Annotated in this window: 23 protein-coding genes; 8 read left to right on the forward strand and 15 right to left on the reverse strand. The window is 47.6% G+C overall.

The window, feature by feature from the left end:
- Positions 1 to 281: 281 nt before the first annotated feature.
- The 7 genes from cspE to ACXAGQ_RS22335 form a co-directional block, all read right to left on the reverse strand.
- A complete protein-coding gene (gene cspE / locus ACXAGQ_RS22305; protein WP_039466278.1) occupies positions 282 to 491 on the reverse strand; it encodes a transcription antiterminator/RNA stability regulator CspE in 210 nt (69 codons plus the stop codon).
- A gap of 346 nt (positions 492 to 837) precedes the next feature.
- On the reverse strand, positions 838 to 1,713 hold the full coding sequence (locus tag ACXAGQ_RS22310; protein WP_475256868.1) for an MBL fold metallo-hydrolase: 876 nt from the start codon (positions 1,711 to 1,713) through the stop codon (positions 838 to 840).
- Positions 1,714 to 1,781: 68 nt separating this feature from the next.
- Positions 1,782 to 2,921, reverse strand: a complete 1,140-nt coding sequence (locus tag ACXAGQ_RS22315) for an ABC transporter substrate-binding protein (protein ID WP_475256870.1) — start codon at positions 2,919 to 2,921, stop codon at positions 1,782 to 1,784.
- An 11-nt stretch (positions 2,922 to 2,932) separates the two neighbouring features.
- A complete protein-coding gene (locus tag ACXAGQ_RS22320; protein WP_475256872.1) occupies positions 2,933 to 3,772 on the reverse strand; it encodes an ABC transporter permease in 840 nt (279 codons plus the stop codon).
- Between the two features lie 5 nt (positions 3,773 to 3,777).
- A complete protein-coding gene (locus ACXAGQ_RS22325; RefSeq protein WP_475256874.1) occupies positions 3,778 to 4,671 on the reverse strand; it encodes an ABC transporter permease in 894 nt (297 codons plus the stop codon).
- A complete protein-coding gene (locus ACXAGQ_RS22330) occupies positions 4,634 to 5,701 on the reverse strand; it encodes an ABC transporter ATP-binding protein (protein ID WP_475256875.1) in 1,068 nt (355 codons plus the stop codon). The genes ACXAGQ_RS22325 and ACXAGQ_RS22330 overlap by 38 nt, the downstream gene beginning before the upstream one ends.
- Positions 5,702 to 5,718: 17 nt before the next feature.
- Complete coding sequence (locus tag ACXAGQ_RS22335) at positions 5,719 to 6,582, reverse strand: sugar phosphate isomerase/epimerase family protein (protein WP_475256877.1); 864 nt, start codon at positions 6,580 to 6,582, stop codon at positions 5,719 to 5,721.
- Between the two features lie 371 nt (positions 6,583 to 6,953).
- Here ACXAGQ_RS22335 and ACXAGQ_RS22340 point away from each other — a divergent pair, with 371 nt between their 5' ends.
- Entirely contained in the window at positions 6,954 to 7,274 is a 321-nt protein-coding gene (locus ACXAGQ_RS22340) for a hypothetical protein (RefSeq protein WP_475256879.1), read from the forward strand.
- Between the two features lie 189 nt (positions 7,275 to 7,463).
- Complete coding sequence (locus ACXAGQ_RS22345; RefSeq protein ID WP_475256880.1) at positions 7,464 to 7,682, forward strand: hypothetical protein; 219 nt, start codon at positions 7,464 to 7,466, stop codon at positions 7,680 to 7,682.
- Between the two features lie 82 nt (positions 7,683 to 7,764).
- On the opposite strand, the gene ACXAGQ_RS22350 is transcribed toward ACXAGQ_RS22345, so the two are convergent.
- The 5 genes from ACXAGQ_RS22350 to ACXAGQ_RS22370 all read right to left on the reverse strand — a co-directional run bounded on the left by ACXAGQ_RS22350 (position 7,765) and on the right by ACXAGQ_RS22370 (position 12,603).
- Positions 7,765 to 8,583, reverse strand: a complete 819-nt coding sequence (locus ACXAGQ_RS22350) for an inositol monophosphatase family protein (protein ID WP_475256882.1) — start codon at positions 8,581 to 8,583, stop codon at positions 7,765 to 7,767.
- A gap of 71 nt (positions 8,584 to 8,654) precedes the next feature.
- On the reverse strand, positions 8,655 to 9,752 hold the full coding sequence (locus tag ACXAGQ_RS22355; RefSeq protein WP_475256884.1) for an extracellular solute-binding protein: 1,098 nt from the start codon (positions 9,750 to 9,752) through the stop codon (positions 8,655 to 8,657).
- A gap of 16 nt (positions 9,753 to 9,768) precedes the next feature.
- The gene (locus ACXAGQ_RS22360; protein ID WP_475256885.1) at positions 9,769 to 10,665 is read right to left on the reverse strand and encodes an ABC transporter permease; all 897 of its coding nucleotides are present in this window, start codon (positions 10,663 to 10,665) and stop codon (positions 9,769 to 9,771) included.
- A 1-nt stretch (position 10,666) separates the two neighbouring features.
- On the reverse strand, positions 10,667 to 11,536 hold the full coding sequence (locus tag ACXAGQ_RS22365; RefSeq protein ID WP_475256886.1) for an ABC transporter permease: 870 nt from the start codon (positions 11,534 to 11,536) through the stop codon (positions 10,667 to 10,669).
- Positions 11,536 to 12,603, reverse strand: coding sequence for an ABC transporter ATP-binding protein (locus ACXAGQ_RS22370; RefSeq protein WP_475256888.1), 1,068 nt, complete (start codon positions 12,601 to 12,603; stop codon positions 11,536 to 11,538). The genes ACXAGQ_RS22365 and ACXAGQ_RS22370 overlap by 1 nt, the downstream gene beginning before the upstream one ends.
- 254 nt (positions 12,604 to 12,857) lie before the next feature.
- On the opposite strand from ACXAGQ_RS22370, the gene ACXAGQ_RS22375 reads away from it, so the two are divergent.
- A complete protein-coding gene (locus ACXAGQ_RS22375) occupies positions 12,858 to 13,694 on the forward strand; it encodes a glycerophosphodiester phosphodiesterase (RefSeq protein WP_475256890.1) in 837 nt (278 codons plus the stop codon).
- A 40-nt stretch (positions 13,695 to 13,734) separates the two neighbouring features.
- Positions 13,735 to 14,859 (forward strand): ROK family transcriptional regulator, encoded by a 1,125-nt coding sequence (locus ACXAGQ_RS22380; protein WP_475256892.1) that lies wholly within the window; start codon positions 13,735 to 13,737, stop codon positions 14,857 to 14,859.
- 47 nt (positions 14,860 to 14,906) lie between these two features.
- Here the strand turns inward: ACXAGQ_RS22380 and ACXAGQ_RS22385 are convergent, their stop codons facing one another.
- A complete protein-coding gene (locus tag ACXAGQ_RS22385) occupies positions 14,907 to 15,242 on the reverse strand; it encodes a winged helix-turn-helix transcriptional regulator (RefSeq protein ID WP_475256894.1) in 336 nt (111 codons plus the stop codon).
- A 104-nt stretch (positions 15,243 to 15,346) separates the two neighbouring features.
- On the opposite strand from ACXAGQ_RS22385, the gene ACXAGQ_RS22390 reads away from it, so the two are divergent.
- On the forward strand, positions 15,347 to 16,114 hold the full coding sequence (locus ACXAGQ_RS22390; RefSeq protein ID WP_475256896.1) for an SDR family NAD(P)-dependent oxidoreductase: 768 nt from the start codon (positions 15,347 to 15,349) through the stop codon (positions 16,112 to 16,114).
- Between the two features lie 33 nt (positions 16,115 to 16,147).
- Positions 16,148 to 16,798, forward strand: coding sequence for a cupin domain-containing protein (locus ACXAGQ_RS22395; RefSeq protein ID WP_475256898.1), 651 nt, complete (start codon positions 16,148 to 16,150; stop codon positions 16,796 to 16,798).
- 38 nt (positions 16,799 to 16,836) lie between these two features.
- On the opposite strand, the gene ACXAGQ_RS22400 is transcribed toward ACXAGQ_RS22395, so the two are convergent.
- Positions 16,837 to 17,310, reverse strand: coding sequence for an arsenate reductase ArsC (locus tag ACXAGQ_RS22400; RefSeq protein ID WP_475256899.1), 474 nt, complete (start codon positions 17,308 to 17,310; stop codon positions 16,837 to 16,839).
- 112 nt (positions 17,311 to 17,422) lie between these two features.
- Entirely contained in the window at positions 17,423 to 17,914 is a 492-nt protein-coding gene (locus ACXAGQ_RS22405; RefSeq protein WP_475256901.1) for a GNAT family N-acetyltransferase, read from the reverse strand.
- A 184-nt stretch (positions 17,915 to 18,098) separates the two neighbouring features.
- Between ACXAGQ_RS22405 and ACXAGQ_RS22410 the strand changes: the two genes are divergently transcribed.
- Both ACXAGQ_RS22410 and ACXAGQ_RS22415 read left to right on the forward strand, forming a co-directional pair.
- Positions 18,099 to 19,526, forward strand: a complete 1,428-nt coding sequence (locus ACXAGQ_RS22410) for a hemolysin family protein (protein ID WP_475256902.1) — start codon at positions 18,099 to 18,101, stop codon at positions 19,524 to 19,526.
- Positions 19,527 to 19,700: 174 nt separating this feature from the next.
- Complete coding sequence (locus tag ACXAGQ_RS22415; protein WP_475256904.1) at positions 19,701 to 20,081, forward strand: DUF2541 family protein; 381 nt, start codon at positions 19,701 to 19,703, stop codon at positions 20,079 to 20,081.
- Positions 20,082 to 20,117: the final 36 nt, after the last annotated feature.

Here is a 20,117-nt window from a genome sequence, read left to right on the forward strand (position 1 = left end):
AATAACCACAATGGCTATTTTTTGCTTTCAGACGGTAAGTCTCTTATCAATATTTATCTGGAGTGGCTGTAACGTTGTCGGGAATAGACTGAGAGAGACCTGAGATGAAATCTAGATAAAGCGGCAAAGATGCAGGTTCAGGCTGCATATTTACCCAAAATTAGCCCAATTTACCTAAATAGAAAGAGTACAAATGATGTTGAGGAGGCGTTGGGGTCATATGTAACAGGCAAAAAAAATGCTGGCCTAAGCCAGCATTTTCTTCAAATAAGTTCGATGACTTATAGAGTAACTACGTTAGCAGCTTGAGGACCTTTTTGGCCTTGCTCTACGTCAAAAGAAACTTTCTGACCTTCAGAAAGAGTCTTGAAACCTTCAGAAGCGATAGCGCGGAAGTGTACGAATACGTCTGCACCGCCGTTCTCTTGAGTGATGAAACCGAAACCTTTTTCTTCGTTAAACCACTTAACGATACCAGTAGACTTAGACATGATCTGTCCCTTATGTAAATTCATTTAAACCGCCAACAATAGCGATCAGAAAAAATTGAATTATTAATGTTACGATAAATATAAGGGAAACAGTTAGATACAGTACGAAAACGTAGTTGTATCAGATGGTTTAACTTGTACTTGATGTTGCATTAAATAACTCTTCTCAAATTGAGCACGTGCATCATAACAGCTGGGCGGAAAATATACAGTGAATTTTTAGAAAAATTTCATATTTATTTCTAAAACGTTTATAACTTGTTCAGCAATCAAAGCCCTTCAGCATAATGTCTCCCCTCAACATTACATGCTGAGGGGGTGACCGTAGCAGGTAAACTCCACACGATTAGCACTCAAAGTGCATGCCATCATAACCAGTGATCAAGTTAAAGGGTGATGCACTGCATGCTGCTTCAAAAGCTTCATGGTTCCAACCTTGATCTGGGTTTATATGGGTTAGGTAGATAGGTGTTCCCATGTCTATTGACCCTTGGTTGTACAAGCGCTCAACGACCTCAGTCAAGGTTTGAAAGTTTAGGTGGGTATCCTTGCGTGTTCCACGTTCAGTTTCAGCACCGAAAGTCACCTCTAAGATCACGTTACCCACTGTACGTTTTGAAAGGTATTGCCACGTTTCATCCAGCCAATATCCGGTGTCTGTTGCGTATAGTACGCTGCGACCTTGTTTATCTTCGAAGAGGTAGTTAGCCGCATATTCATTTTCACCGAACGCCTGATGGTTCCCCTGCAAGGCAGTCACCGTCAATTCACCTACTTCTAAGGGTTCAAAAAAAGATACGGTATTGAAGACAAACGCATCTCTGATCATCGCCATTTCATGCGGTGGATGAAGCAGTGGCAGAAACTTCTCCATCAACCATTTATAGCACTCTAACGTCATATACATATTGGTAAGGTAGTGTTCCTTACATCCCTGAAGCCCCATCAACTTAGCGTCAAAAACTTCGGCAGGGCAAAAATGATCAGCATGTGAATGGGTGATAAATAGATGCTTGATAGTACGCATACTGAATGAATTGAACAGCATGTGCAGATGGTTATCAGGACCGCAATCAATTTGAATATCATCATTGATCCTGGCGCAGGCACGCAGACGATAGTTCTTATCTTTGTGATAATCGCTTAGCGGAGCTGGTATCTCATCTCCCCATACGTATGGGCACCCCTGTGCAGAACCGGTTCCTAAAAATCTAAATTCCATGGTCTCACTCCAAAAATTGGCCCGTTAGCTATTTCAAACCAATGGGCCTTTTCAGTATCAGGGGGAAATTAATTGGCAATCACTTTACGGGTAAAGTCATCAGCCATCAGTTTTTTGTAAGGAGCTGGGAACCACTTTACCCCGTACTTAAGTTGCTCGGCAGGGATCAATGACTCTGTTTGGTTCGCCAAAGTATTAGCAGGGAAGTTGCCAGAATTATCGGCAAGGATTTGCTGACCTTCCTGTGAAGCAAGGTAGTTAACCCAGAGTAAAGAAGCCGCTTTTTTACCACTGTTGTGCGCGATACCTACTGTATCACCGCCACCAGCCATACCCATTTCTGGAATATACAACTTCATTCGCTTGTTCATGGAACCGTTAGCCATTGCATTAACCAGGTCATCTTCCCATGCTGCAATTAGAGTAAGCTCTCCGTCATTGAGTCGGGTATAGCTGTCGGCATTCGACGAGGTCAACGTATATTTACGCTTGTATTCGTTCAGGAAGTTCCAAGCGATATCCCACTGCTCTACTTTATGTTCCTTGACTTCATCGTCTCCAGTGTACTTATCAAGGCCTCCAGCAAGTTGTGATATTACGGTATGGACAAAAGCCTGTCCCGAACCTCCGTAGTTTGGATCATTGAAACCAAAATCACGTGGGTGCTTATTGATGAAGTTCTCCAACTCGCCCCACGTTTGAGGCAGCTCTTCTTCGCTCAATCGCAATGGGTCATAAGCAAATCCAGTCTGGTTACGGTTGAAGGGTGTTAAGTAGCCATGAGTCAGCAAGCCTTCTTGAGCTGTAGCCAACTCTACATCTAATTCGCCGGTACTTGGTAGAACTGGCAACACAGGACCAAATAGTAACTTGGCATCTAGTGCTGTTTTTGCCGAAGAACCCCCAACAGCAAAGGCATCAACATGGCCGTTTTTGATATTCCGCTCAGCGATCAACTTGCGCACGACAACATCTGATTCGCCATTAATAACGTTAACTTTAATTCCGTATTTTTCTTCGAAGGCTTCAGCTACCTTATTCCAACCATCAAGAAAGTACCAAGTATAGAAGTTGATTGATTGCTCATGTTTAGCCTGTACTTCAATCTCGCTCCATGATTTTTCAAGTAATGAGTTATCAGCTGCATTCGCTACAATTGACAACCCCATGCCCAAGGATAACAGTGAGTATTTAATATGCTTTAACATTACGAAACCTATTATTTTCCAGTCGATGAACTTAAGTAATTCCCTTTAAGCAGTCGCTCTATGAACAGCATCAGCAGTACATTTGGGATAACCAAAATAAGGGAGACAACTGCGGCATTCGGCCGGACAAAGTTGTAACCCAAGAATGAATACAAAATCGTTGGTATGGTGGTGTAGGTAGGTGTTCCTATCACGTATGAAATATTGAACTCTTCGAGGCTGACAATGAATGAGAAGATCAATGCCGCCAACAGACCAGGCTTAATCATAGGCAGGTACACATCCATAAAGGTGCGTGAACGGCTAGCCCCAAGATCTCGGCAGGCATGAACCAATTGCTCGGGTACAGATTGGAACGAAGCCGATAACAACCTGACCGCATATGGAAGCGCCAGTACGGTATGACCAATAATGATCCCCCATACTGATTGTGATAGACCGAGGTTGATCAACGTGGAGCTGAAGAACAGGGCGATAATCATTCCCGGAATAATTATTGGTAGAATGATAGTAAATTCGGCCAACTTTTTACCGCTGAATTCATAGCGACCCAGCACATAAGCAGTTGGCAACGCCAAGAACACGGTCAACAAGGCAGTAATGATCGCAATGTAGTAACTGGTCGCCATGGCAGCCGGCAGTGCCGTGGTCTCCCAGACCATTATCCAGCGTTGAAATGACAGCACTTTTGGAAACGCATCTGGGTAGGACCAAGTTTCCGATGGGTCGACCAACGACCACAACATAGCCATGATAATCGGCATCACCACCCAAAGCAGGTTCACGACAATCAGGAAAATTACGCTGAGTTTCAATATTCGGCTTGTATTGACACCTTGTACTAAATTCATCGTGCTTACCTCCAAACCTGCATCAACTTCTTGGCACCTAGCGTGACAATAACGCCCACCACAGAGGCAATCGCCATTAGCATGGTGGCGATCACTGCGGCACTGTCCCATTCGTTGAGGTTAAACGCGGTTAGGTTCATCAAAGTCGCCATGGAATAAAGCGAACGAGGACCCGCAACAGAATAAATGGCGAAATCTCCCAGTGCTCCAATAAAAATCAGGACGAACGCCAACGCCAATGCGTTAAGGCACAGCGGAATATACAAATCGACAAGGCGTTGAAAGTAACCCGCTCCAAGATCCCGCGCCGCATGCACCGTTTCCTTCTTGATGCTGGTAACCGCACTGGTGATGATCAGCAATGCAAAAGGAATATTTTTCCACACCTGAATGACAATCACCCCGATCCCCATCTCATCGTTTTGTAGCCTCAACGGACGTTCGACTAGACCAAAGAACATCAGTACTTGGTTGAAAAAGCCATTGAATGAAATAAAGTTAACTATCAAAAAAGACGCCACCAGAGCAGGAACAAACAACGGCGCCTTGACGATACCGCTGAGCAGGCCACCGCCTTTGTTCATTGATGTCAGAAGCAATGTCAGCGGAAATGCGATTACAATTGAGATCACTGCGCTGAATAGGCCAATCTTGAAAGAATAATTCATTGAATCCCATAAGGCTTTATTATTCAGTTGAGCTGACCATGCATTTAAAGAAAAACCACTTTCTCCGGTAATATTATATAAACCGAAGCTTTGGGCTATCATGGCAAAAAAGGTAAATCCCATAAATGTCACAATAAACCCACACGCTGGCAGCAGCATGACGTATGGAAATAATTTTTTCATGATATTATTTTTAATTACAAGCTTCATCAAGGAATGCAATTTTTTCACTTGGTATTACAATGTTTATTAATTGCCCTTCTTGAATATCTGAATGAAAGCTACTTTGAATACGAACCTCTATATGGCTTTTTTCATCAACCACATGAAATTCAGTCAGATTGCCCATGAAGACTTTTTCTTTAACCCGTACCGTATAACAATTATCATAGCCTTCTGTAGAATCAACAATAATCGCTGATTCCGGCCGCCACATAATATATGTCGATTTATAGGTTGGTTGGTTATTATTGACCTTAACAGTACCGATCCCTGTTTCCATAATATAGCCACTGTCAGAAGAAGCTATGTGTTTAGCCTCCATGATATTAGCATTACCTATAAAATCGGCTACAAATCGATTTTTCGGATAATAATAGATTTCATGCGGAGTACCCGTCTGCTCTATTTTGCCACGATTGAGCACAACAACTTTATCAGAAATTGCCAATGCCTCAGCCTGATCATGGGTGACATATATCGCCGTCAGATTGTACTTTCGCTGCAGTTGCTTAATTTCAATTCGCACAGAGTCCCGGAGCTTAGCATCTAGGTTTGACAAGGGTTCATCGAACATGATGACTTTGGGGGTCACTGCCAATGCCCGGGCCAAGGCAACACGCTGTTGCTGCCCGCCAGACAACTCGCTTGGCAATTTAGTGCAATGTTCGCCGAGGTTAACTACATCGACAAATTTTGCGACTTCATTATCCAACTGGGGCGATTTCATTCCCTGCATCTTTAACCCATAACCTATGTTCTTATTCACACTCATATGTGGGAACAAGGCATAAGATTGGAAACACATTGCTGAGTCTCGTTTTTCAGGGGGTATAACATTTTGCACTACCCCATCAAAATATATATCGCCTGAATCAGGTTCAGAAAATCCAGCAAGCATTTTTAGCAGTGTCGTTTTACCACAGCCTGAAGGACCAAGGAAAGTGACGAATTCCCCTTCCTCTGCTTCAATATTGATATTATTAAGAGCAACAAAATCACCAAATGATTTGTTAACATTGACAACTTTCAAATATGACATAATGCGTTATATATCCATTATAGATATTTAGTAATTAGAGTGGTTGTTGATTGGTATATTTCACCTGCAAAGTGCCTGAAATCCTCTTCGCTGTATTCATTTATCATTACAACATTATCTAAATTAGATAATTGTTCAAATAGCTCAGCAAAAGGTAAATCACCGAACCCAAATGGCAAATGAATGTCCCCTTTGGCAAAAGCATAGCGATATGGCATTGGCTGGCTATCGTATTTCACTCGGTTGGTGATTCGTGATTCATCAAAAACACCAAAGTTATCATTGACATGAATATGTGAAATAACGTCACGCGCATATCTCACATCTTCCAGTAAATCAGTTCCGAAATAGTTTGCTGACAAATAAGCATGCCCGGTATCCAAGGTCATTCTAAGGTTTGGGTGATTAATTTCTTTAACTAAATCCACCACCTTATAAGTCAGCTCTGTTTCAATATTCTCGATACAGAGCAAAACCCCTTTACTCTGCGCATAATCGGCCAATTCACGAAGTGCAAAGCGAAAGTACTGCTCTTGGTTACGGTTCTGGCTTTCTTCTTCAAAATGCAAAACTAATCGGCTGGCACCGACGCTCCTAGCCAGATCTACCGTGGCCGTATGGACACTTTTCATTAATTCCGGATCACGTATATCTCGGAAGTCACACCCACGACCGATATGAAGTGAGTAATTAAGGGCATACTTTACCAGCACGGTTCGCAATAGTTCGACCCAAGGCAGGCAAAGCTTACCATTGAGGATCAGTGGCATTTTATCGGATGGTAACTCTACCCATTCGTAGCCCAAATCAGCATATTTTGCCAGCATCGCATCCAGCTCTTCCAGCTTACTTATCTCTAAACAAATCCCTAAGTTTTTCATTGCCGCACTTCCAAATTGGCCTATACCAGATTCGTTATTATTGGCTCTACGATATGACTTTATAGTTACAACTTAATCAACCTTTATTTAAACAAGGAGATAGACAAGCCAGTGTTCACTTCCACTAAAGCAGCATCAATGAATAGCATCCCTGCTTTTAAAGGTGTCTTTAGTTGTGATTTTGATAATTCAAAACCAAATCGACCAAAATGGCCATCTATTATCGATGGGCAAGAAGCTAGACAAGTTGTTGGGGAAACAATTTCGAGCTCGACGAACACATTTCGAAACACTTCCCCAAGGCATTTTTCAGCATCTATTCAATCACTGCGGCTATGATGGGGCAAAATATCCATAGAGAAAGTAATGAAATGAGTGTGTTCGACCTGATCGCTGAAAACCAGATCCAAGACTACAACCGCCGCAAGGCCAATGGTGAAGTGAAGGAATCACGCACTATCCAGCCAGAAGAAAGAACCAGCTTTGAATCCCACTTGTTCAAGTCGATTGTTGGCTGTTACGAAAAAGCGGCAGAAAGAGCAGGAGCCGAGCGCCAAGCCCTGGAAGAGCGTGCCGACGACCTGCGAATGCAGCTGCTGATCGGGTTGGAGCAAAAAGGGATGCGCATCACTGCACAATCAATGTCTAAGGAGTTGATGCTCAAGCGACAGGCTATATTAGGTGGTAGCTAAACACCCGAATATGTCGTTTTGTAACTGCGGGTTACACCTTGTTAATCGTCGCTAAGACACTGGTCTCATTTATAAAAATCTTCATTGCATCGTCATAAATTCAGTTAATAAACCTGATTCATATCAAGTTTTGTGTCGCGCTCTTCTGGTTAATTAACAACCAGACAGAGCGGTCAGGAGGATGATGTTATGAAAGTACCTATTCGATGCCCAGAGTGTGATAACACCTCAGGATTAAACCGAGTACGACGTAAATGGCACGAAAAATCACTGGTGACTACGGGACAAGAAAAACTGCAATGCCCGAAGTGCCTTTCCTTCTTTATGCGGGGGATCGGCCAACATGAGCTGCTCTATGTTGGCACACACGATGCCGTAAAGAAAAAAGAACCGGTGTTTGAGGTCTAAATCTATTCATTACAATCTTATCCACGACTCCAACACTGAATCCGTTCAAGGCAAGGTACTACCTTGCCTTGCTATTTTTCCGCTATTTATTAAGAAGCGGAGCAAAATGACAAGCCAATTGCTGCCAACAACTTTCATTCCTAGCGGCAAGCAAATGTTGATCGTGCGAATCGACGCCGTACTCGGAACCATCCAATAACCTAACCACGCCTCCAATCTCCTCCAACATGATTTTGCCCGGGCAATGATCCCACAAGCTCACGCCAAACTGGCTAAGATAACCATCGGCATGTCCAAGCAACAAAGTTCGGTACTCAAAAGCAGAGCAGGCCATGGAGATCACTTTGTCAAAACCCGTTAGCAGTGGAGTAACTTGATGGCGGTCCTGATGGTCAAACAGGCAAGGAGAACACAATAAGGTGTTATTCGGTGTGGGCAGGCCATGTAATTGATATCCCTCGCCATTGCCATCCTTCCACCAAACCCCGAGGCCGGGCTCACAGTAAATATAGTCGTCCATCACTGGGTAATAAATAACGGCAAACGTCGGCTTTCCGAAGCGGTAAATCGACAGCATAATGGCAAAATTTGGTAAGCCATGGGCAAAATTCCAAGTACCATCGATGGGGTCGATGGTTACTGTATAAGGCACCGCATCAATATCAGCCTGGGTCATTCCTCCTTGATAAGATTCTTCACCAATCACCAGGGCACCAGGCATCAGTTGCTCAACCAACTGCGATATCTGTTTTTCAACCTCGATGTCTACCTCAGTCACCAAGTCGATGGTAGAGGCTTTTTGCCTTATTTGATCGTGCTTAATATGCATGAATAAGGGTGATAGGTACTCTTTGGCTATCGCACGAAGCCCCTCGATACATTGCTGATGAAGTGCTTTCATCACATCCCCTTTTGTTGTTAGCCCAAAAAAGGGGGCCATGCCCCCTTAGAAAATGTCAGTAAAACTTTGAATTAGCGCATCATCACATTACGGGTGAACTGGCGGCTATTTTCCGTGCTGTATGCCGAGCTAAATGGTTCAGAGGCAAACTGTCGCATTTCCTGCGGGATCAACGCTGCTGACGCATCCGCATCAGGGTGCTGGGGAGCAACACCAAAGACTTCATTCAACTTGGACTGGGTATCAGCCGACATCAACCAATTTACAAATACCAGGGAGGCCGCTTTATTCTTGGTATTGGCTGGAATAGTCACAAAGTTACCGCCACCGGACATACCAAACTCAGGGATATAGAATTTGATACGGTCGGTGATTGCTCCTCCTTTTTGCAAACCAGCGAGGTGATCTTCCCATGCAGGGGCAATCGCAATCTCACCATCGTTGATACGTGTCAGGCTGTCGGCATTAGAAGCTGTGATAACCATGTTCTCTTTATTGTCCTGGAACCAATCCCAGGTCTTGGACCATGACTTCACAACGCTGCGGTCAACCTCTTCGGTCATATCAAACTGACCGGAAACCTGCACGGTTGCCGCCTGAATGAATCGACCACCGGCACCACCACCGTTTGGATCATTCACCCCAAACAGCTTCGGGCTGTCTTTGATGAATGCTTCCAGCTCAGCAAATGACTGTGGCAGATCCTGCTCATCAATACGAGCCGGATCATAAGCAATACCTGTTTGGTTGCCCCAAAAGGTAACGCCATAGCCATCAGTCTCAACGCCTTCCGAACGCGTGCTCAGCTTGTCAAACTCTGGCAGTTTATCCAAAGGCATCAGCACATTCTTATAGTCCAGCGCCGGGATTGCCATTGCACCCAGTGCCACTACATCCATCGTACCTTGGTTGCGGCGACTCTCTGCCTGCAGTTTGTTGCGGTTACCATCGTGCGAACCCTCGGGAATACGCACCTTGATACCGGTTTCTTTCTCGAAGCTTTGGACAAACTCACGCCATGCCGGTTGCAAATACCATACTGCGAAAGTCACCTGACCTTCTTCCTGAGCCTGAGCTTCGATTTGCTCCCAGCTCATATTGTCTATTTCGTATGCCTGACCAGCAAAAGCCGTAAGCAACAAAGCCGAAGCCACTAGTGTTTTTTTCATGAATCAATCTCCGTAATCAGGCTTTTCCTGTCGATTGCGACAGATAATTCCCTTTCAATAATTTTTCGATAACTAGCATTAAAATAACGTTCGGGATCACCAGTATCAGCGATACGACAGCGGCATCAGGACGGATAAAGGAGTACCCAAGGAAGGAATACAAAATCGTTGGAATTGTGATGAAATCAGGTGCGCCCAATACATAAGCCATATTGAACTCTTCAATACTGATCACCAGACAAAAGATAAATGAAGCCAGCAGGCTTGGTTTTAGCATCGGTAGAAAAGCATGCTTAAAGACCCCAACCTTCCCCGCTCCCATATCGGCACAGGCATCAATTAAGTCTTGAGGTACGGCCTTGAAGCCAGCTGACAAAATTCGGATGGCATAAGGCAGCGCCAAAACCGTGTGGGCAATAACAATGTTGATATACGGATTGGTCAGGCCAAGCTCTAATAACATAGCACTGAAAAATACTGCCAAAATCATTGATGGCATCACCATCGGCAGCAGTGTGACTAACTCGGCAATGCGCTTACCTCGGAACTCCATTCGGCCAAAGGCATATGCTGTCGGCATAGCCAGCGTGACCGTCAGAAGAGCAACTGCCGGCGCGACCATGTAGCTATTGCGCAATGCCTCAGGCAGCGAGGTGGTTTGCCACATCTGGCTCCAGCGTCCAAATGACAGTACCTGTGGCAGCACATCCGGATAGCTCCATGGATGTGCTGGATCAACCAGCGACCATAAGATCGCCATACCAAACGGCACACCAAGCCAAACCAGGTTAACAAGGAAAAAGAAGGCCAGCGATAGAATGACCACCCATTGACCGTTGGTATAGCGGTTGCGAAGACGGGAGAATATACTGCCCGTCTCTTGGCTTGCGGCATATAGGGTTTGCGTCGTCATGTTATAGATACTCCGCGGTGTTGGTGCCAACGACTGGGCGACGGCGGGAGGTAAAAGGTTGAGTAAGCAGGGTGATCACTGCTGCGCCCAACGCAGCCAACAGCATAATCACCATGGCAACCACGGCAGCATTTTCCCATTCGTAATATTGGGTAGCGGTGGTGTTCATCAGCATTGCCAAAGAGTAGCTACTGCGAGAACCTGCCACAGAGGCAAAGGAGAAATCACCCAGCGCACCAATGAAGATCAAAATGGCAGAAGCCTGCATTGCCGGGATAGTCAGAGGCAGAACCACCTGGGTAAACCGCGACCAGCGCGAAGCCCCCAAGTCTAACGCCGCGTCCAGCAAGTCAGTACGGATCCCGCCAATCGCACCTGATAGCAAAATCAGGGCAAACGGCAGGTTCTTCCATACTTGAAGTACCACGATCCCCCAGCCAAAGCTGTCATTGGCAAGGCGCAGTGGCTCATCAATTATTCCAAGCCACAGCAGACTTTGGTTAAGCACGCCATGGTAGGCAATCACATTCATCATCAAAAAAGCGGCAACGAGCCCAGGAACAAACATGGGCGCGCGCAGCATACCAATCATCAACGTCTTGGCGGGTAGCGGCTTTTGCAACCACATTGCAATAGGGTAGGCCATGATAATGGCGCCCAAGGTGCCGAAGATGGAAGTACGCAGCGAGTAACCCACCGAGCGCCATAAAATCGGATCGCTCAACATGGTGTACCAGTATTCCAATGTCGGATGGGTATTGCCGGTCATGGTGTTGAGCCCCAAGCTCTGGGTCACCACGATATAAAAGGCACTGCCCATAAGGGCAAGGATTGTCCCCACCCCGGGAATAAGAAGTAAATACGGCTTCATCAGGCTGCTGCCTCCAAGAAGCGAATACCATTGCTTGGCAACCTAACATGGATGGTCTCACCCAAACCAAGGCGGTGGCGGCCACCAAGCTGGAGGCGGATTTCCTGCTTATTATGATTTCCGACCCAGCCAAACACATCCAAGCAATTGCCCTGGAAGGCTAATGATGCCACCTCGACAGCAAAACTGTTAGGCTCTCCAGCTTGGCACAGCTCGGCATCTTCTGGACGCCAGCAAAGGTGGATACGGTCTGATTCCGGCTTATCTGCGGACTCCACGGTGAACTCTCCCATTTCGGTCGTCACCCGGAAGAAGCCCGGAGCATCGGTTGGCTCAACAAAACCTGTCAGCAGATTCGCCGCGCCGATAAAATCGGCAACAAAACGGTTAGCTGGGCGATAGTAAATATCTTCCGGCGTGCCTATTTGTTCTATTTGGCCACGATTAAGCACCACGATTCGATCACTCATCGCTAAGGCTTCGGCCTGATCATGGGTGACATAAATAGAGGTCAGCTGGTGCTTTTGCTGCAGCGCTTTGATCTCAAAGCGGACACTTTCACGCATCTTGGCGTCAAGGTTAGAGAGAGGCTCATCAAACAAGATGATCTCAGGACGGGTCACCATGGCACGCGCCAAGGCAACACGCTGCTGTTGGCCGCCCGATAGCTGCGAGGGAAGCTTGTCTTTGTGCTCAACCAGGCCAACCTGCTCCAAAATCTCAGCCAAACGTCGCTGCTGTTCGCGCTTGTCGATTTTCTGCTGCACCATTCCAAAGCAAATATTGTGTGACACACTCAGGTGCGGGAACAACGCATAGGATTGAAAACACATTGCCGTCTGGCGCTTTTCAGGCGGTACCGTATTCACGACCTGCTGGCTGATAGAAATTTCACCTTCCGTTGGTGTTTGAAAACCGCCAATCATCTTTAGCAAAGTGGTTTTACCACAACCACTTGGCCCCAAGAGGGTCACAAACTCCCCCTGCTGTACAGCAAAAGAGATCGCCTTGGAGGCATAAAAGTCGTCATATTTTTTGGTGACGCCTTTGAGTTCCAGAATCGACATTATCAACCTTTCCTAAAAAGTTTAAAGCTGATGAAAGAGTCTATTTTTGGTTTTTGACAGAACGATTACATTTTGACTTCAATCCGGTTAGATTCCAGACAAATCAGCGGCAAACAACATTAATTAACTGATATATAATGATAAAGTTTAATGTGCCACGCCTTATATCAATAAATAAAAAGACTATTGACAGAATGTAAGGGAGAGAAATACCATCTAATAAACTTTATTAAATAACTTAAAGGTACACCTGAATGTCTTTTAATTTCCTCGTTGCCCAAGAAGGGAAAGTCCTGCTTAACAGCCACCGTGGTGCCAGCCTGCAATGCCCGGAAAATACCATGCCGGCCTTTGTCGCAGCCTTGGAAGCGGGCACATCCTGCATCGAGATCGATATCGCCATGACAGCCGATGATCAGTTTGTGGTGATCCACGACCCAAGCATTGACCGCACTTCCAACGGCAGCGGCTATGTCGAGCAGATGACGCTGACTGAGTTACAGCAATACGATTACGGCAGTTGGTTTGGAGAGCAATTCCAAGGCACTAAAATCCCGGTGTTTAAAGACCTGCTGATCTGGGCAATTGAAAACAACGCCGGACTGGTTGTTGAGATCAAGCAACGCCGACGCCACCAGCAAGCGGCTGAGAAATTTGTTGAACTGATCAAAGAGATTGAAAAGACATACCCTGATGCCCAATCCCATATCCAGCTGCTGGGTTTTGACCACCGGTTGGTCAACCGCGCAAAGGCCCTTTTGCCAAGCCTGCACATCCAAGTGGTAACCCTTGCCCGCTACAATGATCAACTCGCGGCAGTACAGGCATCAAACGCTGATTGTGTATGCTTTGAGTATCCGCACGCCGATATCGAGGATCTTCGAGCGTACAAGCAGGCAGGTCTGTGCACCCGCTTGTATCTTCCGACCAAAGATCAAGACACAACACATTGGTTTAATGAACATTTCGGGTATGATGTTCATTCCGAGATCATCAGCTGGATGAAAGAGGGACTCGTCGATATGATCAGCCATGATGATATCGCGATGCTAAGACGCCTTGCAGACGAGGCGGGACTGATTGCACTCTGATCCAAAGGGGAGCGCGGGCTCCCCACACAGGAACATTTCCATGTTAACGCCAATTAAACCACTACAACTCGAACTGACCCCGGGGCAGAAGAAATTGCTTTCGGTTTGCCGTGATGAGGGGCCTGTGTCGCGAGCCCGGATTGCTGAAGTCACCGGCTTGCGTAGCGGGACAGTCACCAGCTTATCCAAAGAGCTGCTGGCTATGAACCTGATCAAAGAAGGTAGTCGGGTTGTGGTTGGCCGTGGCCAGCCGATCATTCCCATCGAGCTTAATCCCTACGCGGCGTTCTCGTTTGGCATCGCTTTCCACATCTACCGTATCGATGTGGCTTTAGCGAATTTCTGTGGTGATATCATTGATAAAATGACCTTCCACTACCAGGAAGATGATCCGGTCGAGAATGTGCTGGAGATGATCCACCAGCAAGTCCATAAGCTGATCGAAAAGCACCGTCTGCAGCAGGCACGCATCCTGGGCATGGGCGTATCCATGCCGGGCCCGCACAAAGGGAATGGTGTCCACATCCACACGATCCGTTGGCTCGCCCACTGGCGTGAAAAGGACCTGGCCCAGATGTTCGGTGAACAGTTCGAATGGCCGGTTTGGATAGACAATGACTGTAATGTCGCAGCCGTCGGAGAGTATTACTCCGGTCTATGGAATGGGGCAAAGAATATGGTGGTTGTCGAGATCGGTCACGGTGTCGGTGGCGGGATCATCGTCAATGGTAAGCTCCATCGCGGCAAGCACCAGAACGCCGGTGAAATCGGCAGCTATTTTACCTACTTTAGCAAAGGGCCGAGACCTTCTATTCGTGAGCTAATGAAAAGCCTCGAGGAAGCCGGTACTCCCATCGCCAGTATTGATGACCTCCCAGGATTAGAGCACCCAGTCGTCGCTGAGTGGGTCAAACAGGCTGCCATCAAACTGTCACCGGCACTGATGCTGACCATTACCTGGTTCGACCCTGATTGCGTGGTAATAGGCGGTACTTGCCCTGCCTATCTAAGCGAAGCCATTATCACGGAGATGGATCTTGAACAGTACTGGGAAGATTCTGCACATATCTACCCGCTGGCACCGGTCTCTCCATCCAAAGTCGGCAAGCACCTCAATGCCTTCGGAGCCTGTATGTACCCAGTATTCAGAACATTGGGGCAATAGCTATTGTGAAAAAAGCGCCGATCATATCGGCGCTTTTTCACTTCAGGCTAACTCTCAATTTCCTGCTGTAGCTTTTCGAGCTCTTCGAGTATCCGCAGAAACTTCTCGCCAAATGGCGTCACATGGTATTCCACGCGCGGCGGTAGCTCGTTAAACACCACTTTGTCCAAGATACCGAACTCGACATTTTTCCTCAGGCACTCATTGAGCACCTTGGTCGATAGCCCCTCGACTGATCTGACCATCTCCCCCGGTCGATTGATGCCATTTGCCAGTAACTGGTACACCGTCAGCGACCATTTGCACCCATAAATCGTCTCAACCATACGCGCAGCACGCTCGGGGGCCGATTTTCGCGAAAAAAAGTTTTCCTGTGTTTTCATAAAGATGTACCAAAAAGTACCTACCCCACCGAATTGTACTGACTATTCAGCAGGTTAATAGTGAACCTAAGATTAGCTTATCGCACACAGGCAGGAGAAAACAAATGACCTTTTCCCACACAGGCGCAGCACTCATTATCGGTGGTACCAGCGGTATGGGCCTTGAGACAGCCAAACAGCTCAGCAAACAGAATATTGATGTGATTATTGTCGGCAACAACCCCGATAAACTCGACCGGGCGGTTAGTGAGCTCAATGACCTAGGCAGCAAGGTGACCGGCCTGCAAGCTAATCTATATCAGCCGCAAGACGTCGAGAAATTAATCGACAATATCAACAGTCATGGTGTCATCAGCTATTTAGTCAATGCCGCCGGGTACTTCAACCCCAAAGCCTTCATTGACCATTCGATGGCCGATTATGATACTTATATGGAGCTCAACAAAGCGACCTTCCGGATCAGCCAGGCCGTAGCACAGAATATGATCAATCATGGTGGCGGCAGCATCGTGAATATCGGCTCAATGTGGGCCAAGCAGGCCATCAAGGCAACACCGTCATCGGCTTACTCGATGGCAAAAGCCGGGCTTCATGCCCTGACCCAGCATATGGCAATGGAGCTGGCCGAGCACAATATCCGCGTCAATGCCGTCTCGCCTGCGGTTGTAAAAACGCCGATATATGGGGCTTTTATCGAGCCTGAGCAAATTGATAAGGCTTTGGCAGGGTTCAATGACTTCCACCCTATCGGTCGGATCGGTACACCGGAAGACATTGCCAATAGCATCAGCTTCCTGCTATCGGACGATGCCAGCTGGGTGACCGGCGCTATCTGGGATGTCGACGGCGGCGTAATGGCAGGCCGAAACTAACCTATATCAATAATACCCGGGGAGGGGTGAAGAATGCTCAACATGGACTTTCAACAGCGGCTAGTGATTGGAACCGCACAAATGGATTGGCTGCCCAGCCCGGCAAATGGCGTGTGGCGCAAACCGTTGGAGAGGGAAACCAAAGAATCAGGCCACACCACCAGCATTGTCCGCTATGCCGAAGGCTCGGCCTTTGCTCCTCATCCGCACCCGATGGGCGAAGAAATCTTTGTGCTCGAGGGCGTTTTCTCTGATGAAACCGGCGACTTTGGCCCCGGTACCTATATCCGCAACCCGCCGGGCAGCCAACATGCGCCATTTAGCAAACAGGGATGTACGATCTTCGTCAAACTCAACCAGTTTATGCCAGATGATAGTCAGCAGATCCGCATAGATACTAACCAAACCCCTTGGCAACCGGGGATCGGCGGCCTAAAGGTCATGCCGCTGCATGAGTTCGGCCACCAGCATACCGCTTTGGTGAAATGGCCAGCTGGTGAGCGGTTCCAGCCCCACCGCCACTGGGGCGGAGAAGAAATCCTGGTGTTATCCGGTGAGTTCAACGATGAGTTCGGTCGCTATCCTACTGGCACCTGGCTGCGCAGCCCGCACCTGAGCGAACATTTCCCCTATGTCAAGCAAGAGACCATTATCTTGGTCAAAACGGGGCATCTGCCGAGCTAAGTGTTTTAGGTATGGGGCTATTAACCGATATAGGACAGCTAACCCATAGCCCCAATTCTCTCTAACTCGGCATGCACTTCTTGGTGGGTCATATTCTCGAAATAGCAGGTTGCCAATTTATCGATCCGCTTTTTCAACGTGACGGAGGCAAGGTGGCATTGCTCTTCGAATTGCGCTTCGTCATCGGCAAAATCTAACGGGTTATTGAGCCCCCAGTACACCCTCACACCATCAGCCAGCCAATTGGGGCCTTGCTCCCCATGCTGGATATCACACACCGAAATCACTATATCTGGGTGGAAATGGACAAATTCCTCCCATGACTTGCTATGAAAGTCTTTGGCGTCCAACCCCATATCATTAAGATACTGTTGAACGAACGGGTGGAGATCTCCGGTTGGGTCGCTGCCACCACTGACCACCTCAAACCGCGGCGGAAGGAAGCGCTTGGCAATCGCCTCGGCAAGAATGCTGCGGCAAGAGTTGTGCTTACAAACGAACAAAACCTTCACTGGCATCCCCTACATACACCAACACATTTTTCAGTGTAGAGAATTAGGCTTTTGTCAGTGTGACAGTTTTTTTGCAGTCGTTTGTTCAGGAGCCTGCAATGAATGCCTTGTCTCAAGAGTTCGGCTTGAGAATAAAGTAATCTACTTCCTGCTCGGAATAGCTATAGCTAAAACCGAGCTTGTTGAGCACTTTCACCGACCCAGCATTCTCGGGCTCGACGCCAGCGACAAAACAGGCAGCCTGCTCATGCTCTTTCAGGTAAGCGACAAGCCCCTGCATCGCCTCGGTCGCAAAGCCTTTGCCCCATTGGGTTTCAGCTAACACATAGCCTAGGCGGTAGCTGTTTTCCGGCTCAGGGAAAACAAACAGATACCCTATCGCTTGCTGTTGCTCGGTGAGCCTCAACACTGAGCCTGTCTGCGCCATGCCCTCCAGCCAATTGTCGACATCCGCGGCAGTGCGGAAATTCTGGCAGGATGGGGGCAGGTGACGACTGACCGGCTCAGTGAACATGGCCATAATTTCACTCTGAATGCCCGGCATGGTGCGATCTAGGTTCTTGGCAGATAGCCTTTGGGTTGAGAAATTCATCTCGATTTTCATTTCTTTGTTTCCTTTTATTCGCTCCCGCTATCTTAATCAAAATTGCCGTTGGTGAAGATAAATATTTCTCCATGTTCATCCCACCACTGACTCGTTATTTTCAAACCTGTTAACCACCTCACCATTTTTTTGAACACAACACATATGCTTAGAGGCAGCAGCCTCGAACATGAAGGAGAACCTCATGGACGTGCTTATTTTGGCCGGCCTTATTCTGCTCAATGGCGTCTTCGCCATGTCAGAAATTGCTCTGGTCACTGCACGAAAAAGCCGCCTGCAAAAATTGGCAGGCACTGGCGACAAAGGCGCTGCGAGTGCCATCAAGCTTGGCGAAGAGCCGACGCGCTTTCTATCTACAGTACAAATTGGTATTACGGCAATCGGTATCCTCAACGGGATTTTCGGTGAAGCTGCCCTCGCCGGGCCACTGGCCGAATACCTGCAGCAATTTGGCCTTGCCGCCAAAACCAGCTCGGTTGCCGCTACCGCTATTGTGGTAATTGGTATCACCTACCTGTCTATTGTGGTTGGCGAACTGGTTCCCAAGCGTCTCGCCCAACTCAATCCTGAAAATATTGCCCGCCGAATGGCCCGCCCGCTGACGTTACTGGCTGGCCTGTCGCGGCCCTTTGTTTTCTTACTGTCGGCGTCGACTGAGTTCACTCTCAAGCTGCTGGGAAAAAGCAACGTTGACAGCCAAGCGGATGCACTGACCGAGGAAGACATCAAAGCGGTATTGGCCGAAGGCTCGCAAAGCGGCGTTATCGAAAAGCAAGAACATGCCATGGTCAGAAATGTGTTCCATTTTGACGATCGCAAAGTGACCTCGCTAATGACTCCGCGCAGTGAAATCGTGGCACTGGACCTCGACAAGCCTAACGAGAGCAACCTCAACTACCTGGTTGCATCGAGCCACCAGCATTTTCCGGTGATCCAAGGCAATATGGACAACCCCAAAGGAGTTATTACCACCAAGCAGTTACTGCAATACCAAATTGCACGGCCGCGCAGTCCGATGGAGCATTACTTGCTACCTCCTGTGTTTATTCCGGAAAACTGGACCGGTAACCAACTGCTGGAGCACTTCCGCCACTCGGGGGATGTCATGGTGTTTGTGGTTGATGAATACGGTGATGTTCAGGGGATAGTCACCCCGAAAGACATCCTCGAAGCCTTGGCCGGTGAATTCAAAACCCGTGCGCCGGAGGATATCTGGTCGGTCGAAAATGAAGATGGCAGTTGGTCGATGGATGGCCTGATCCCAATACTGGTGATGAAGGACTTGCTTGAACTTGACGACCTGCCCGACGAAACCCAACACGGCTACCATACCTTGAGCGGTATGCTGATGTGGAGCCTGAGCGGCCTCCCTTCCGTCGGCGACAGCGTTGAATGGGACGGCTGGCACTTCGAGGTCACCCAAGTCGATGGTAACCGGGCCGATAAAATCACCGTCACCCGCATAGAACCCATCGATGACAAAACCAAAGAGGGCTGTATCGAAGAAGAAAGTACCGAAGAGAGCTGTATCAAAGAAAAAAGTACCGAAAAGAAAAATACGCTAGATGGTCAAGACGCCACTCACCAAGACAAGACTAAGAAAGAGCTCTAACGGGCAATATTTTACACAGCCCTGTCTTAACAGATAAAAATCAGGCGTATATTCCGCTGCCCTCATAGAATCACGGCTCCACCGTGTGACCAAGCAGGGCCAGCAACGGGTGGGCGATACTGCCCACCACCGTATTTGGCTTAACAGCGACGCTGTTATTTCTGAAGAAGAAAAATGAAAGTACATATAATGATGTTGGCACTGAGCCTGGGTTTGCTAGGTGCTTCTTCGCTTGCTCATGCCGACGATGACAAAATCACACTAGGCAGAACCATCTTATTAGGCAAAAGCGATCACGGCGCACAGATCCCCTTGCTGGTATGCCGACGAGTGGACGCGATCAGAGTGAAGGCCGACCGAGATATGCGACTAGAGCGTATCGTGGTGACCTTCAACAATGACGACACCAAAACCATCCATTTCCACCGCAAGCTGGACAAACATGACCAGACAGACTGGCGTAAGTTTGCTTATACCCGCTGTGTAAAAAATCTCGAAGTTTTCGGCAAGGCCAAGGAGTCTTCGGCTGGAGTTCGGGTGTACGGCCGACAGTAACATCACCTCTATTCAAAATACAAAAGGGCAGTAGCC

The organism is Photobacterium sp. ABD4_091 (assembly GCF_056160145.1).